Source organism: Ruegeria sp. S263 (genome assembly GCF_056780525.1).
The window spans coordinates 20,971-36,585 of sequence record NZ_JBQUVJ010000003.1 but is presented as its reverse complement, the minus strand read 5'-3'; the positions used below and the strand labels follow the sequence as shown (position 1 = coordinate 36,585).

Below are 15,615 nucleotides of genomic sequence, written 5' to 3'. Positions count from 1 at the left end.
CGTAGTTAGCTGGCCAATCGTTCAAAAAGCCGCGCGACAGCTTCGGCACCAGGATCGACATGTCCCCGCAGTTGTTCTGCGTTGATATATGATGCGCGACCAGCTCGGGCCCGCAACATCGTTGCCGTTTTGTCAGCCCCAGCTCGCGCGGCAACTGCTGCATCGGGCAATCCGCCTTCCAGCTTGTCCAGAGCCGGTTTCAATGCATCAATCATTGTCCGGTCACCGGGTTGAGCACCGCCAATATCCTGCATCCGCTTCAAACCAACGTGCAACGCCTTCTGCATCGTTTCACCACTTGATGCCGCATCCCCCGCCGCCGCAAAGAAAATGGCGAGCAAAACGCCTGAAGACCCGCCCATAGTCTGACTCAGCTCTTGGCCGATTGCGCGGTACAGTTGCGTGTGATCCGCCAAAGGCAGCTTGTCCATCGCTGCGATCAGGGCACGTGCCGCGCCTGCAAGCGTCGAGCCTGTGTCACCATCGCCGGACTTGGCATCCAGCGCGTTCAGGTCAGCCTCGGCCGCTATCAATATCTCGCAGCATCTTATCAGGAACGAACGCGTCTCGGCATGATCTGAGGCCAGAGGCTTAATTGGCTTCAGGCCATCGGGCAGTTCAAGCACGGGAACGTCGACCAATGCGTTTACACCGGGCCATGCGCTCAGGTGCGTTTTGGCCTGCAATGCCATCAGATCCTCGGTCGGCGCAGGATAGACCGAGATCGAAAATCCGCGCATTTCAAGAGAAGTCATCAACGCCGCAGGTCCAACGATATGGCTAATCTGCTGCCCGATCGACGAATGCTTGAGCTCATGCGCCAGAATAGACATTTCCAGAACGGAAGCCCCGCCAAGGTTATTCAACAAAGCAACATAGCGCTGGTCAGGGTCCATCTTTGCACCCAGCTTTTCAACCATCATGGCAATGGCGGATTTAGCATCCGAGTATTCAACCTGATCAATCCCGGCCTCACCATGGATACCGAGGCCCAGTTCAGCCTTACCGCTTGGAATGCGATCTTCTTTCGGTGCGCCGGGCACCGTACAGGTGTCAAGCGACATACCGATGGACGATGTGCCAGCAATAACGCGCTCGGCTGCGGTTGCCACCGCATCGAGGTCAGCGCCATTCTCGGCCAATGCACCGGCGATTTTATGCACGAACAGCGTCCCCGCAACACCGCGTGCCTGGGGCAGATCAGGCAGCGCGACGTCATCATCCACGATGACCATATTCACATTGAGTCCAAAGGCGCGCGCACGTTCAGCCGCAAGGCCAAAGTTCAGGCGATCGCCGGTGTAGTTCTTGACGATAAGCAAGCAACCTGCCGGTCCGGTCACAGCCAAAATCCCGGCCAGAACCGCGTCGACAGAAGGTGAGGCAAATACGTCACCACACACCGCGGCGGTCAACATACCTTCGCCAACGAACCCGGCGTGCGCGGGCTCGTGACCCGACCCCCCGCCAGACACCAGCGCAACCTTCGACTTGTCCCAGTCCGTGCGCACCACCACCCTGATATGTGGATAACCGTCCAGCCGGGCAAGGCGACCACCCGATGTTGCGATCACGCCGTCAACGGCTTCTGCAACGATGTCTTCTTTTCTATTGATAAAATGGGTCATTTCAGCCTCTTTTACTGAATCCGGACGCCTTCGGCGTCGAAGAAAAACGGGTTGTTCGGAGCGATCTTGACGATATCGCCGCTTTTGAGCGAGGTGTGTGCGTCGGTTACAGTAATCAGATCATGATCCCTGAAAGACAGATGTAATCTGGTCTGATCGCCCAGATGTTCGACCCGCGTAACAAGACTGTCCTGCCCGTCCCCCTGTCCGATCTGTTCTGGGCGCAGGCCGATGGACTTGGCACCGCTTGGGGCGTGACCAAAGATATCGGCAGGCAGAATGTTGATCCGGGGCTGGCCAAGGCGGCTGGCCGCATAGATGCTGACTGGGGCTTCGTAGATTTCCCGCGGCGTGCCAAACTGGATCAGCTTTCCATTATCCAGAACACCCACATGGGTCGCCATGGTCATCGCCTCGACCTGATCGTGTGTCACATACAGTAGCGTCGCGCCACTATCCGCCTGAATGCTCTTCAGCTCAACCCGCAGATCAGCGCGCAGCTTGGCATCCAATGAGCTGAGGGGTTCGTCCATCAGATAGACTTCGGGATTTCGCACCAAGGCACGACCAATCGAAACACGCTGCATTTCCCCGCCAGACAAGGCGGTCGCCTTGTTTTCAAGTTTGTGCGCGATCTGCAATGTCTCAGCGACGCGCTGCACTTTGATCCTAATCTCGTCCTCGGGCGTCTTCAGCAAAGGGGACCGCAGCGGGAAGGCCAGATTTTCATAGACTGTCAGATGCGGGTACAGCGAGTATTGCTGAAACACCATGGCGACGTTGCGCTGAGCCGGGGTCAATCCGGTCAGGGTTTGGCCATTCATCAGGACGTCACCCTCATCCGGCTTGTCCAGCCCGGACACCATGCGCAGCGTCGTTGTCTTGCCGGCCCCGGTTGGCCCAAGAAGGACGACAAAAGCCCCATCCGGGATCGTCATGGATATGTTGTCCAAAGCGACCATGTCGCCAAAGCTTTTTGTCACATTGCGAAGCTCAACCTCAGCCATGGTTCAGAACTCCTTCGTTTCCTGCGGACAACAATGCCCTGCCCTTTTCCGTTTCGAACACCGTGATTGTACGCTCATCAAAGTGCAGGCCCGTTTTTTCGCCCACATGAACGCGATCGCTGGATGGGATGCGCGCCTTGATCTCGCCATTCGGGGTGTTCAGTGTCACGATCTGAGTGGTGCCAAGGTATTCCGTCGCCGTCACTTCGCCGCGATAGCTGGAACTGTCATCCAGATGCACATGTTCAGGTCGCACACCAAGCGCCAGATCGCCACGCGCGCCGCCATGCTGTTCGGGGATGCGAATTTGACTGTCGCCCAGATCGACCGAGTGAGTGCCGCTGCCAACAATGCCATGAAAATTCAGGAAGTTCATGGAAGGTGAACCGATGAAACTGGCCACGAACATCGTAGCGGGCCAGTCATAGATATCTTGCGGCACTCCAAATTGTTCGACAACGCCGTGGTTCATGACGACGATCTTGTCGCCCATCTGCATCGCCTCTAGCTGGTCGTGGGTCACGTAAACCGTGGTTGCCCCCATCCGGTCATGCAAGGCACGCAATTCTTCGGACATATGCTCGCGAAATTCTGCATCCAGCGCACCCAGCGGCTCGTCCATGAAGAACGCTTTGGGGTCCCGCACAATGGCGCGCCCCAAGGCGACGCGCTGACGGTCGCCTCCTGACAACCCGCCAACAGGTTTCTTCAGAATATCGGTGATCCCCAGAATCTGGGCGACCTCGTCCACCTTCTTTTTGACCTGCGCCTTGGGCATCCCTTGGCTCAGCAGGGGATAGCTGATGTTCTTGCCGACATTCATATGCGGGTAGAGCGCGAACATCTGGAACACAAAGGCGATATCGCGCTGGCTGGCAGGCTTCATACCCACCTCTTCACCGTCGATGTAAATCTCGCCGCTGGTGGGCAGCTCAAGCCCGGCCATCATACGCAACGTCGTGGTCTTGCCGCAGCCCGAGGGGCCAAGCAGCATGAAGAACTCGCCATCTTCGATGGTGAAACTCGACGACTTCACGGCGGTAAACGTCCCGAATTCCTTGCGCACGTTTTCGATTCTGATCTGTGCCATGTTCTTACTCCGGGAAGTGGCTGACGATGATGAACATCACCGTGCCAATCAGCGTGACAATGAAGGAATAGGTGAACAGGGCCAGCACAAAGGGCTGCATCAGCATGATCACACCCAACGCGATAAGGATGGAGGCCACCATTTCCCAAGGGCCACGGCGCAGCCGCAGCAGGCCATTGATAAAGCTTGTCATTTGCGTACCGCTCCGAATGTGATGCCGCGCAGCAGATGCTTGCGCAGAAGAATGGTGAAGACCATGACCGGAACTAAGAAGATCGTCGCCCCGGCGGCCACGGCGGGCCAGTCCTTGCCGCCAACACCGATGATGGTCGGGATGAAGGGCGGTGCGGTTTGTGCGGTGCCCGAGGTCAGCAGAACAGCAAAGGCGTATTCGTTCCACGCAAAGATCAGGCAGAAAATCGCGGTTGAGGCGATGCCCGTCGCGGCCTGCGGCAGCACCACTTTGTAGAAGGCCTGAAAGCGGGTGTATCCGTCGATCAATGCGGCCTCTTCATATTCCACCGGGATCTCGTCGATGAACCCTTTCAGCAACCAGACCGACAGGGAGAGGTTCACGGCCGTATACAGCAGGATCATACCCAGATGCGTGTCGTTCAACCCTAGTTGCCGGAACATCAGAAAAATTGGGATCGCCACCGCAATCGGCGGCATCATCCGGGTCGACAGGATGAAGAACAGCAAATCATCCTTGAGTGGCACCCGGAACCGGCTGAACGCATAGGCCGCAGCGGTGCCCAGCACCATACACAGAAAGGTCGAGCCGAACCCAATGATGACCGAGTTCATGAAACGCTCGCCATAGCGCGACGCGCCAGTGATAACCTGCCCCTGTTCGCGAACCATTTCATCATACCATGTCTCTGGCGGGGGCAGCGCAGCCAGGTCTTCTTCATTCAGGCGCGTGCGCTGCGTGAACAGGTTGACGTAGCCTTCCAGCGTCGGCTCGAATAGGATTTTGGGCGGATAAGAGATCGAGTCGGCAGGCGACTTAAACCCGGTGGCGATGATCCACATCAGCGGCAGGATCGTGATGACCGCATACAGTACCACAGCGGTACCAGCGACCCACTTCGTCCGGTTGGACGGCTCTGTAACAGAAAAGCTCATCTTTCTTTTACCTTGTTCAGGGCTTTGACGTAGATCGAAGCCAGCCCAAAGACGGTGACGAACAGGATGACCGCATAGGCCGAGGAATAGCCGGTGCGCCATTTCTCGAACGCTTCGCGTTTCAGGTCGATCGAGGTCAGCGTGGTCGTATTGCCCGGACCACCGCCGGTCAGCTGCACCACAAGGTCGAACATCTTGAAGTTCTCGATGCCGCGGAACAACACGGCCAGCATCAGGAAGGGCAGCGCCATCGGAATGGTGATCGTCCAGAACTGCCGCCACTTGCTGGCGCGGTCACATTCGGCGGCTTCATAGATCGAATCCGGGATTGAACGCAGACCCGCCAGACAGATCAGCATCACAAATGGCGTCCACATCCAGGTATCGGCGATTACAATGGCCCAAGGCGCCAAATGAACATCGCCGATCATAGAAAAACTGGATGGATCACCACCGGTAAAGAACGTCACTACATAATTGAACAGGCCGATTTGCGGCTGATAGAGGAAAGTCCAGAAATTACCTACAACGGCCGGGCTTAACATCATGGGGAACACGATGATCGTGGTCCACATATCATTGCCCTTGAATTTCATGTTCAGCAAATAGGCCAGTGCAAAGCCGATCAGAACCTGCAGAACGATGGTCCAGATCAGGAAATGCGCCGTGGCCTGCATCGTCATCCATGTGTCACTATCGGTCAGGATACGTTCGTAGTTGCGCAGACCGACGAAATCGATTTCACGGTTGGGCCTGTTCACCTTGTAGTTGGTAAAGCTCAGCCGGATGGTCCAGATCAGCGGAAAGATGTTGACGGCCAACAGCAGGAAAATAGACGGCGCGACGAAAATCCAGGCGATGGTTCGATCTGACAGCCCGCGCACTTTCCGAGCCATCGGCTCGGGTGTCGCTTTGGCGATTTTATCCATCGGTGTGTGTATCATTGTTTGATCCTTCATCGGCGACAGCGACGCTGTCTCCGAAGGTGGCGGAGTGCTCCGGATTAGCATTTTGCCAATCCGGAGAGGGAGCGCCGGGCAAACGGGATTGCCCGGCAAGATTTACGCTTAGATTTTGCCTTCGTCTTCGAAAGTCTCGGTCCAATCGTCGACCAGACCATTCAAGGCTTCCTCGGCCGTGCCATTGCCCGCAATCACATAGTCATGCACACGTTGCTGCATGGCCAGAAGCAGTTCGGCATAAGCTGGCTCCGCCCAGAAATCCTTAACGATCGCCATCGAATCGAGGAAGGTCTGCGCATAGGGCTGGCTGGTTGCAAAACCAGGGTCTTCGACGACCGCCTTCAGCGCGGAATAGCCACCCAGTTCCCACCAGCGAGACTGAATTTCAGGCTGTGCGAACCACTTGATGTATTCCAGTGCAGCATCCTGTTTGTCGGAATAAGAGACAACAGAAATCCCCTGCCCGCCCAATTGGGCAAACTGCCCGCTCGGACCTGCGGGGTTCGGGAAGTAACCAGACTTGCCGCCGCCCACATTCGCGTCAGCCTCAACACCCGGCCAGATGAAGGCAAAGTTCATCTGCAATGCGACCTGACCGGACTTATAAGCGTCGATGTTTTCACCCATGTACCAGTTCGAAGATCCCGGCGGTGTGGCGGTATCATAGAGGTCCTTGTAGAACTCCAGACCAGCGACCGCATCTTCAGAATTGACGAAGCCATCCAGTTCATACGGGCTGTCGGGGTTACCATATTCGAACCCATAGTTGTACAGCGCGTTGGTCACACCCATCGTGATGCCTTCGGACCCGCGCTCGGTATAGATCGCGGCGCCGTAGACCGTCGTTCCGTCAATATCGCGGCCTTGGAAGAACTGAGCGATGTCTTTCAACTCGTCCAAAGAGTTCGGGACATCCAGATCCCGGCCGTACTTTTCCTTGAACTCAGCCTGCAGTTCGGGGCGTTCGAACCAATCCTTGCGATAGGTCCAGCCGACAACATCTCCGAACGCTGGCAGCGCCCAATAGTTGGGGGTATTCTTCGGCCATTCCGCGTAACCTGTCACGGTTGCCGGGATGAAGTCATCCATTGTGATGCCTTCGGCATCGAAGAAATCGTTCAGTTTGACATAGTGCCCATTTTCGGCGCCGCCCCCGATCCACTGACTGTCACCAATCATCAGATCACATAGTTTACCGCCCGAGTTCAGTTCGTTCAGCATCCGGTCTGCAAAGTTAGGCCATGGCACGAATTCGAAATTCATGGTGTGGCCGGACTTTTCCTCGAAGTCCTTGCTCAGTTCGATCAGCGCATTGGCCGGATCCCAGGATGCCCAGCACAGGGTCAGGTCCTCGGCGCTGGCGGCGCCGGAAACGGCCATCACCGCGGCAGTTGCAACAGAAAGTTTAAGCTGCGTCTTCATCAGAAAGCTCCTCCCATTTGTTTGGCGCCGACTCCTCTGACGGCGACTCATTGATGGAATAGTCGTAAATGAGGCACGTACCTCAGATCAAGCTTTTTCTGAGGTACGTGCCTCATTTCGCTTGCATGTGCCTTGAAACTGGGCAAATATTTTTGAACACCAAAGGATAGAAACCGACTCGATGCGACCAACAACCAAAGACCTCGCCAAAGCTGCCGGTGTCAGTCTGGCCACTGTGGATCGCGTCCTGAACAATCGCCCGGGCGTGCGCAAGAAAACCGTGAAGGCGGTGAATGAAGCAATCGATAAGATCGGCTTTGTGCGCAACCTGTCCGCTGCCAATCTGGCCAAAAGCAAGAGGTACAGGTTTCGGTTCATGCTTCCGCGCCGCGGGGATTTGTTTATTTCAGAACTGCGCGAACGCATTTCCGAAACCGACCGAGGCCTTGCGGCCGAAGGGATCGAGATTTCGCATCAGGAAATTTCGCAGGCCGATCCGCATCTGATCGCACGCACATTGCTGAAGCTGTCGCCTGATAAGGTCGACGGGATTGCGTTGATGGCGCCTGAATCACCTCAGGTGCGGGATGCCGCCATCCGGCTTCAAGAAAAAGGCGTTCAGGTTGTGCACCTCATATCCGGTCAGCTTGAAATGTCCGATATGGATTTCGTTGGCATCGACAACCGCGCCGCGGGCGCAACCGCGGCCCGCCTAATTGGCCGTTTCATTTGCGGGCGGCAAGGAAAAGTCATGGTCGTTTCAGAAACCATGAACGCACGTGACAGTCTGGAACGGCGTCACGGGTTCGATCAGGTTCTCAAGCAGGACTATCCAAATCTAATTGCGCTGCCCTCACTTGAGACGCATGGTGATCAGTCACGGGCGCAAGAAATCGTCCTGAACACGTTGCGAAACAATCAAGACGTTATCGCTGCGTATATCATGAGTTCCGAAGCGCGCTCACCCCTGAATGCCCTGCATTGCAAAACTGATCACGGTGAGCTGGTCGTAATTGCACATGAGCTGACGGAACGTACACGCAGCGCGCTATTGAACAAAGAAGTGGATGCAATCATCGCGCAAAATCCCGGTCATCTGGTACGCAGCTCGGTCCGGTTGCTGCGCGCAAGGTGCGACAACCGTGAGATCATGCAGTCGCAAGAGCAAATACGCATTGAAATTCTCATCCAAGAAAATTTGATACCCGACGGATTTGCAGCAAGCTATAGCGCCCAATAGACGGCCAGCAGGATCGGATGTTTGATTCTGCCGAATTATATTCGAACGATTATCCGCATAATCTTGTTCAAAAGCTCTCGCTCTCCAAAACTGCGGTTTTGCGCGAGGTTTTGGTTTAGTTCAGCACACTGCTTGGATGTGCCACGCTTTCGACTCTAGACCAATAGCAGGACAATCACTGAACCCCATAGGGCGAGAAGGACGTTACCAACTGCATAACCCAACCCATAGCCAAGGGTTGGTACTTGGCTCTGCGCGGCCTCTTGTACAGCTGCCAAAGCGGGTGCGGATGTCCCTGCCCCACAACATGTTCCGGCCAGGACCCCTTCGTTGATTTTGAATATCTTACGACCCACAAAAATCGCTGATCCATGCGCCAGAAAAACGATTGCCAGCGCACCAAAAATCAGGGACGGGCCGCTTGCCAGTACACCAGCCACAAAACTTGTCCCCGAGGTAATGCCCACACATGCCACAAAGACGCACAGGCCAACTGAATCGAATATCCAAAGCGTGGCTTCGGGAACAAATCCAAATGTGCGGCGAACCGAGCGCAACCAACCTGCGACCAGCCCCCCCAACAATACCCCTACCGAAGTGCCCAGACCAAGCTCGACCGCGCCATAATGCAGGGCTGGAATCCCAATCAAACCACCCAACAGGATAAAAAACGCAACAAACACCATGTCCGTTTTGCTTGTTTCTCGGTCCAGATAACCCAACTTGCTTGCTGCGTCCTGAATATGGCTGCGCGTACCGGAAACTGTCAGGACATCTCCCATGTGCAATGGGACACCCCGAAAAACCGGTAGCCGTTCACCGCTGCGCATGATCCCACGAAGAAAGATAGTTCGGGCTTCGGGGCGGACGGAAAGTTCACCTAGGGTTTTGTTGACCAACTCTTTGTTAGTTACAACAATGTCGCTGGTTTCAACGGGAAGATCCAAAAGTTCAGGGTCTTCGACCTCTTCCCCCAGAAGGCTACCATGGTCAATAAGATAGGACCGCATCCCGGCGATCGCTGCGATATCTCCGTTTTGCAGGACCATGTCCCGTGACGTCGGCAGGATTTTGTTGCCTCGGCGAACGCGATCAAAGAAAGCCCGCACGTGGATCGGAACCCGAGCTTCCAATTCGGCCACGGTATGTCCTGCAAAGTCAGGATTTATGCGATAGGCCCGCGCTTCAAAGTCACGATGCTCGGAATGCCACGGGGCATCGTCATCTTGCAGTTCAGATTCATATTCAGCACATGCGTCCCGCAAAGATCGCCCATAAAACCGCGGTGCAATTTGCGTGTGGAACACAATCGTGGCGATGACACCAACAAAATATGCAACCGCAAAACCTGTCGCGATTTCGGCTTCAAATATCTGCTGGCTTGCTGCGTCAGCACCTGTTTTCGCAAATGCATCAATGGCCACACCCAAAGTTGCACTTTCAGTCGCCCCACCTGCCAAAAGCCCCGCCGCGACACCAACCGAAAGACCCATAAGTGGCGCTAGAAGGACCGCAACCAGCAACGCAATTGCGCATAATAAAACGGTAATCCCGATCTGAGGCAGGGCACCCAGGTTCAAGGAACGAAAGAACTGAGGCCCGGTGCGATAGCCAATCGAAAACAGAAACAACAGGAAAAATGTCTGCTTCAAGTCATCGGACACGACCACTCCGGTCTGCCCGACCAAGACACCAGCAAGCAGGCATCCCGCCACTGAGCCAACAGTAAAAGAGCCGAAGGAAACTTTCCCAATCGCGTAACCAAGGGTCAGGCTGCAAAACAGCGCCAATTCAGGGTGAGTTCTGAATATCGAAATGATTGCTTCCATGAAAACGGCTGTCCCTCGGCCCTATCCTGTAATGCGAGTTCAACCGTGAATCGGCAGACCTTTTGAAGCGCGATACGATTGCACGTATCCCGTCGCAACGGCACGCACCGCACGCCCGATTTTCCGATATGCATCATCATCAAGATTTGCGAAGGACACACGTGCAGACCAGTTAGGCGCGTCGAATCCCGATCCATTCAAAAGGACAATCCCATGGTCCTGCGCAAGTTTGAACGAAATGTCGAGCGGGTGGACGTTCTCTTTTATCCAATCCACGACTTCTTCACCTACATATTTCCGGAGCCAGAACTCAAAATCAATTATTCCATAGTATCTGTCGTACAAGGGGTTATCCGGTACTTCGATCCCCATACCTTCGACCAATTCAGTGAAGCGATGTTCAAGAATGCTCATGCAAAGGGCTTGATATGCCTTGTCTTCGTCCATCATCTCGACCAGAGAAAACAACGTCATCATCACTTGCTGAGGAAGTGAAAGGCCAGCCGTGTGATTCAGGGCAACATCCCGGCTGTCCGCAACAATTCTGTCTATGAATTTGAGTGTGGAGGGATCGGGTGTCAGGGTTCTGTAGCGCGCTTCGACAACCGCTTTAGTCTCGGCCGGGGCCTCGGCGATCATTTTGTCAAATATGTTGTCTTCGGCCACGAGGATTGTACCCAACCTCCAGCCCGTGCAGCCGAAATACTTGGAGTATGAGTAAACCCCGATTGTGTTTTCAGGCAGATGCGCCATCACGGATTCAAAGTTTGGCACAAAAGTCCCGTACACGTCATCCGTCAGAATGATCAGATCTGGCCGACGGGTTTTTACAAAACTGACCAATCGCTTCAATACGTCAGGGCTTATTGCGACTGACGAAGGATTTCCGGGATTCACCAGAAATAGGGCTTTGACCTTAGGATCTGCCAGCGACTCCAGATCTTCATCCGTCAATTGAAAGTGATCTTCTTCCTCGGATGAGACATGCACGACATTCAGTGAATAGTCTTCAAGTTCTGGCATTTCGAGGTAGGGCGTAAAAATAGGTGTCCCCAACGCGATCGTATCGCCCGCGTTCAAAAGCCGTTGATTTTTCAACGCTTTGAAGATGTAGCACATTGCGGCTGTTCCTCCTTCGACCGCATAGATGTCAAACTTGGCATCAGGGCGATGGCCCGCGCACATTGCCCACATCAAATATTCATGAACAATCTGTTCATTGTGAACGAGACAGCGGTCCGGCATAGGATAATGATCGCCAATGATGCTGTCGGTCAGTTCCAGCACAAAGTCATCCGCATTAAAATCGAACTTCTGAATTGCAAAATCCACGACACTTGCCAAGGTAGCCGCGGCAGGACTAGTACTTTCCGCATTGGCACAATAAGCCATCAAACGATGATAAGACCCCGGCCCTTGTGGCATTCCGGCCAACCCGACTTGTGGTTCATTCCGGTCACGCTGCGCCTCGGTAATCGCGAATTGCCCCAAAAAGAAAAAGACTTCTCTCGCTTTGGTTGCAATCCAGTTTGGGTTTCCCCGACCAGCGTTCAGATACGGTAGGGTCGAGGCGCGTGACTCTTTCTGAGCCAGCTTGATGAGCTCGTCTTTGATCTCAAAAGGGCTAAGATCTTCGAACTTGTGTAAATCAAGAGTTTCGGACATCGGTTCTTATCCATGTTTATCAATATCAGAAATTACAATTTGATAGTAGAAACGGGTCACGGCATCCGTAAACAAAAACTCAAGATTATTAGCCAATTATGTTCCAAGCGATCAGCCCCGCTTGTTTGTTCTGTTGGCGCATGGCTGGTACTCGGCCCATCAGGACAACGGTTTCCGGCCTGTGGGTTTTCTTTGGAGCTGCAGGATAAATGTGTCCCGCGAACAGGCCATCTTTGCGAGAATTGCTGTCATCGCGCCGTGTTCTTTCCATCCAACCACGCGCGAATGATTGCGCGGTGGCGATCGCGCCCGAAGCTTGGGAAGTGACCCCCATGCACAGTTTGTACAGGTAGATCATAGAGACGTACCATCGAGCGGTAATAATCGTCCGCATTGCTATGATAAGTGTCTTCGATCAACTCGCCATCATAGACAATATCGCCCGAAAACAAGATGCCTGTCGCGGCCTCCCACAAGGCAATTCCGCCCGGCGAATGACCTGGTGTATGGATCACCTCGAAATGCCTGTCCCCAAGATCGACGATATCGCCATCGTCCAGCAGGCGCGTCGCCTGCGCGCCGCTGACCGCATATGTATCGGATCGGTAGGGCAAGGGCGGTAGGCAGTCGAAAATCTCGTCCGTCACATAGGGGTCGGCCAACGTCGCCACGCGGGTTGGGTTCGCCAGAATATCGGCCTCGGCCCTGTGAACCGCGCGGTCCTCAAACTCGTGATGACAGCCGATATGGTCGAAATGGGTGTGGCTTGCGACCGCCGTCAACGCACGTTCGGTCACCAGAGGCACCCATGTTCGCAGCGACACAACACCCATACCGCTGTCGACCAGCATATCGCGGTCACGCCCACGCACATGCCACATGTTGCAGCGATAGAACGGCGTGATGAAAGGCTCATCGATCAGGGTGACGTCTTCGCCTTTGCGGGTGGTGCGGTACCAATCCTGCGGTTGCGCGCGTTGCATCAGGGGGTCTCCGGTTCGAACAGACGAAAATTCTCGACATCTGCGGATAACGATAGCACATCCCCCTGCGCCCACGCGCGGTCGGGCGCCAGATAGGCCGTAAGGTTCAGGTCCGGGGCACAGGCCGGTGACAGATGCGCCCGGCAATAGGTTCCGAAAAACGCCGCTGTAGTCACGGTGGCCTGCCCCATCGGGAACGAGCCCTGATCGTCCGCGCGGATATCCTCGGGGCGGAGGCAGATTGCGGCCGCCGCAGACGCTGGAGCATTCTGTGCGGGAAGAAGCCCAAAGGGTGTTTCTACACCAGCCCCAGATTTCACACCTTCTATATGGTTGTTTTCACCCATGAAATCCGCCGTGAACAGTGTTGCGGGGTGACGATAAACCCGGTCGGGCGTGCCATGATCTTCGATCCGGCCCTTACTCATGACCACGATCCGGTCGGCAATGGCCATGGCCTCTTCCTGATCATGAGTGACATGCACAAAGGTTGTTCCGATCTGTTGCTGAATGGATTTCAGTTCATCCTGCATGGATCGCCGCAGCTTGAGGTCCAGCGCGCCCAGCGGTTCGTCCAGCAGTAGAACGTCCGGGTTTACGGCCAATGCCCGCGCAAGCGCAACGCGCTGACGCTGACCGCCGGACAGGGCATGGGGACGTTTGAGCGCCGCATCCTTCAGACCGACCAGATCCAACATCTGTTCGGCGCGGGCGTGGCGGGCTTTCCGGCCCATACCGCTCATACGCAGGCCAAAGCCCACATTGTCCCGCAGGGACATGTGCGGAAACAGGGCATAGTCCTGGAACACCGTGGTCGTGGGGCGTTTAACTGGCGCGACACGGGTCAAATCCTGACCGCCAATCAGCACGCGGCCTTCGGTGGGTTCCAGAAACCCGCCAAGGATAGACAAAAGGGTGGTCTTGCCGCAGCCGGATGGCCCCAGCAGGGTTACGTATTCACCGGCCTCGATCTGTAGGTCGATCCCGGACAGCGCCTGAAACTGACCGAACCAGTGATTGAGACCTGAAAACGTGACAGACGCGGTCATTGGCGGCCTTTCCGAAAGATGGTGAGTTCCAGCAGCAGCACAACCGCCACCGAGATCAGGAAGACGAAGCTGCCGATTGCATTCAGTTGCGGCGACAGGCCAGACCTGAGCAGCGACCAGATCTCAACCGGCAGGGTGACGTCAAAGCGGGTCAGCAGGAAGGAGATGATAAACTCGTCCCAACTGAGCGTGACCGACAGGAAAAAGGCCGCCGCAATCGACGGCAGCAACATCGGAACCGTCACCAGCATGATCACCTTGGGCTCGGACGCGCCCAGATCACGGGCCGCTCGTTCGGCATTTTGCTGTTGCGCCCCCATCGAGGCGTAGATGATGGCAAAAGCCAGCGGCAGGTTGATAACCACGTGCCCGATGGCGGCGGTCCATAGCGAAACGCCAAAGCCCGACCGCGTCAGAACGATCAGCAGACCCAGCCCGACGATCAGGTAGCTGACAGTCAGGGGGGCAATCAGCAGCCCTCGGATCAGGGTCGATCCCGGCAGAACGTGCCGCGCCAAACTGTATGCGGCCAGAAATCCAAGCGTTACGGCAACCGCAGACGACCCGAAGGCAACAAGGATCGAGTTGCGCAGCGCTGCCATCAAATCCTCGTCCCCAAGAATGGTCTGGTACCATTGCAGGGACGGTCCGTTAAACGGCGGCACCGGCAGCGTTCCTTCCTGAAACGAGAACAGGACCAGCACACCCACCGGCAGGTAGATAAAGACAAAAGCGGCAATCAGGTAAGCCCACGGCAGAAAACGCATCATAGCCGGTCAAGCCTTAACCAGCGGGCAGATAGCAGGTAGGCCAGCGCGACGATGCTCATCAAGACGATGGCCAGCGCCGAGGCCAGCGGGAAATCCGCACGTCGTCCCAATTGCACCATGATGACCTGTGGCACGGTTAGTTCGGTATTGCCGCCCAGAATCTGCGGCGTGACGTAATCGCCGATACACAGGACAAAGGTCAGGAATGCTCCGGTGACAATACCGGGCAGCGTGAGCGGCAAGATCACGTGCCGGAAGGTTTGAAAGGCGTTGGCGCCAAGGTCCATTGCCGCCCGGCGATAGTTCGGGGATAGCTGGATCAGGTTGGCATAAATCGTCAGGGTCAGAAGCATCACAAAGAAATGCACAAAGCCCGTCACCGTCGCAAAGCGCGTATTGGCCAGCGTGATCGGCTCGGCGATGGCGCCGATCCACATCAGGGTCTCGTTCACTACGCCTTCGCGCGCCAGAACCAGCAGCCACGCATAGGACCGCACCACATAGGAGGTCCAGAATGGCAGGATTGCCAGCAGCAGGGCCAGGCGCTGCCAGCGCGGCGACACACGAAAGGCAATGATCCAGGCCAGCGGATAAGCCAGCACGACCGAGATCACAGTCACCGCCAGCGTGATTTCAAGCGAAACCAGAACCGCGCGCCACAGATACTTCTTTTCAAGCAGCTCGGCATAGTTGGCCAGCGACAGGTCCCAGACAAGCGTGCGCCCTTCAAGCGAAGCAAGGCTCATCGCGCCCATCACGACGAAAGGCACGATGAAAAAAGCGATGGTCCACAGCAGGGCCGGAGTCACAAAGCCCCAGCCCCGGATCTGGTCCTTGGACAT

The 15,615-nt window shown here is 55.6% G+C and carries 14 protein-coding genes; 1 reads left to right on the top strand and 13 read right to left on the bottom strand.

What is annotated here, in order from left to right; translation table 11 throughout:
* Positions 1-5: 5 nt before the first annotated feature.
* The 7 genes from ACT2B1_RS18785 to ACT2B1_RS18755 form a co-directional block, all read right to left on the bottom strand.
* Positions 6-1,628 (bottom strand): dihydroxyacetone kinase subunit DhaK, encoded by a 1,623-nt coding sequence (locus tag ACT2B1_RS18785; protein WP_171126946.1) that lies wholly within the window; start codon positions 1,626-1,628, stop codon positions 6-8.
* Positions 1,629-1,639: 11 nt separating this feature from the next.
* Positions 1,640-2,635: an ABC transporter ATP-binding protein gene (locus tag ACT2B1_RS18780; RefSeq protein WP_171124706.1), complete on the bottom strand. Its 996-nt coding sequence runs from the start codon at positions 2,633-2,635 to the stop codon at positions 1,640-1,642.
* Positions 2,628-3,725, bottom strand: coding sequence for an ABC transporter ATP-binding protein (locus ACT2B1_RS18775; protein ID WP_481669148.1), 1,098 nt, complete (start codon positions 3,723-3,725; stop codon positions 2,628-2,630). The genes ACT2B1_RS18780 and ACT2B1_RS18775 overlap by 8 nt, the downstream gene beginning before the upstream one ends.
* A gap of 4 nt (positions 3,726-3,729) precedes the next feature.
* On the bottom strand, positions 3,730-3,918 hold the full coding sequence (locus ACT2B1_RS18770) for a hypothetical protein (protein ID WP_170488331.1): 189 nt from the start codon (positions 3,916-3,918) through the stop codon (positions 3,730-3,732).
* Entirely contained in the window at positions 3,915-4,853 is a 939-nt protein-coding gene (locus ACT2B1_RS18765; RefSeq protein WP_171124710.1) for a carbohydrate ABC transporter permease, read from the bottom strand. The genes ACT2B1_RS18770 and ACT2B1_RS18765 overlap by 4 nt, the downstream gene beginning before the upstream one ends.
* Complete coding sequence (locus ACT2B1_RS18760; RefSeq protein ID WP_171124711.1) at positions 4,850-5,797, bottom strand: carbohydrate ABC transporter permease; 948 nt, start codon at positions 5,795-5,797, stop codon at positions 4,850-4,852. The genes ACT2B1_RS18765 and ACT2B1_RS18760 overlap by 4 nt, the downstream gene beginning before the upstream one ends.
* A gap of 123 nt (positions 5,798-5,920) precedes the next feature.
* Complete coding sequence (locus tag ACT2B1_RS18755; RefSeq protein WP_171124713.1) at positions 5,921-7,237, bottom strand: ABC transporter substrate-binding protein; 1,317 nt, start codon at positions 7,235-7,237, stop codon at positions 5,921-5,923.
* Positions 7,238-7,418: 181 nt separating this feature from the next.
* Between ACT2B1_RS18755 and ACT2B1_RS18750 the strand changes: the two genes are divergently transcribed.
* A complete protein-coding gene (locus ACT2B1_RS18750) occupies positions 7,419-8,477 on the top strand; it encodes a LacI family DNA-binding transcriptional regulator (protein ID WP_171124715.1) in 1,059 nt (352 codons plus the stop codon).
* A gap of 155 nt (positions 8,478-8,632) precedes the next feature.
* On the opposite strand, the gene ACT2B1_RS18745 is transcribed toward ACT2B1_RS18750, so the two are convergent.
* The 6 genes from ACT2B1_RS18745 to ACT2B1_RS18720 form a co-directional block, all read right to left on the bottom strand.
* Complete coding sequence (locus tag ACT2B1_RS18745; protein WP_171124717.1) at positions 8,633-10,306, bottom strand: aspartate:alanine exchanger family transporter; 1,674 nt, start codon at positions 10,304-10,306, stop codon at positions 8,633-8,635.
* 39 nt (positions 10,307-10,345) lie between these two features.
* Positions 10,346-11,971: a bifunctional aspartate transaminase/aspartate 4-decarboxylase gene (locus ACT2B1_RS18740; protein WP_171124719.1), complete on the bottom strand. Its 1,626-nt coding sequence runs from the start codon at positions 11,969-11,971 to the stop codon at positions 10,346-10,348.
* Positions 11,972-12,219: 248 nt separating this feature from the next.
* Complete coding sequence (locus tag ACT2B1_RS18735) at positions 12,220-12,954, bottom strand: MBL fold metallo-hydrolase (protein ID WP_171124720.1); 735 nt, start codon at positions 12,952-12,954, stop codon at positions 12,220-12,222.
* Positions 12,954-14,003, bottom strand: a complete 1,050-nt coding sequence (locus ACT2B1_RS18730) for an ABC transporter ATP-binding protein (protein WP_171124722.1) — start codon at positions 14,001-14,003, stop codon at positions 12,954-12,956. The genes ACT2B1_RS18735 and ACT2B1_RS18730 overlap by 1 nt, the downstream gene beginning before the upstream one ends.
* A complete protein-coding gene (locus ACT2B1_RS18725; RefSeq protein WP_481669147.1) occupies positions 14,000-14,773 on the bottom strand; it encodes an ABC transporter permease in 774 nt (257 codons plus the stop codon). Before ACT2B1_RS18725 ends, ACT2B1_RS18730 begins: the two co-directional genes overlap by 4 nt.
* The gene (locus ACT2B1_RS18720) at positions 14,770-15,615 is read right to left on the bottom strand and encodes an ABC transporter permease (RefSeq protein ID WP_171124726.1); all 846 of its coding nucleotides are present in this window, start codon (positions 15,613-15,615) and stop codon (positions 14,770-14,772) included. The genes ACT2B1_RS18725 and ACT2B1_RS18720 overlap by 4 nt, the downstream gene beginning before the upstream one ends.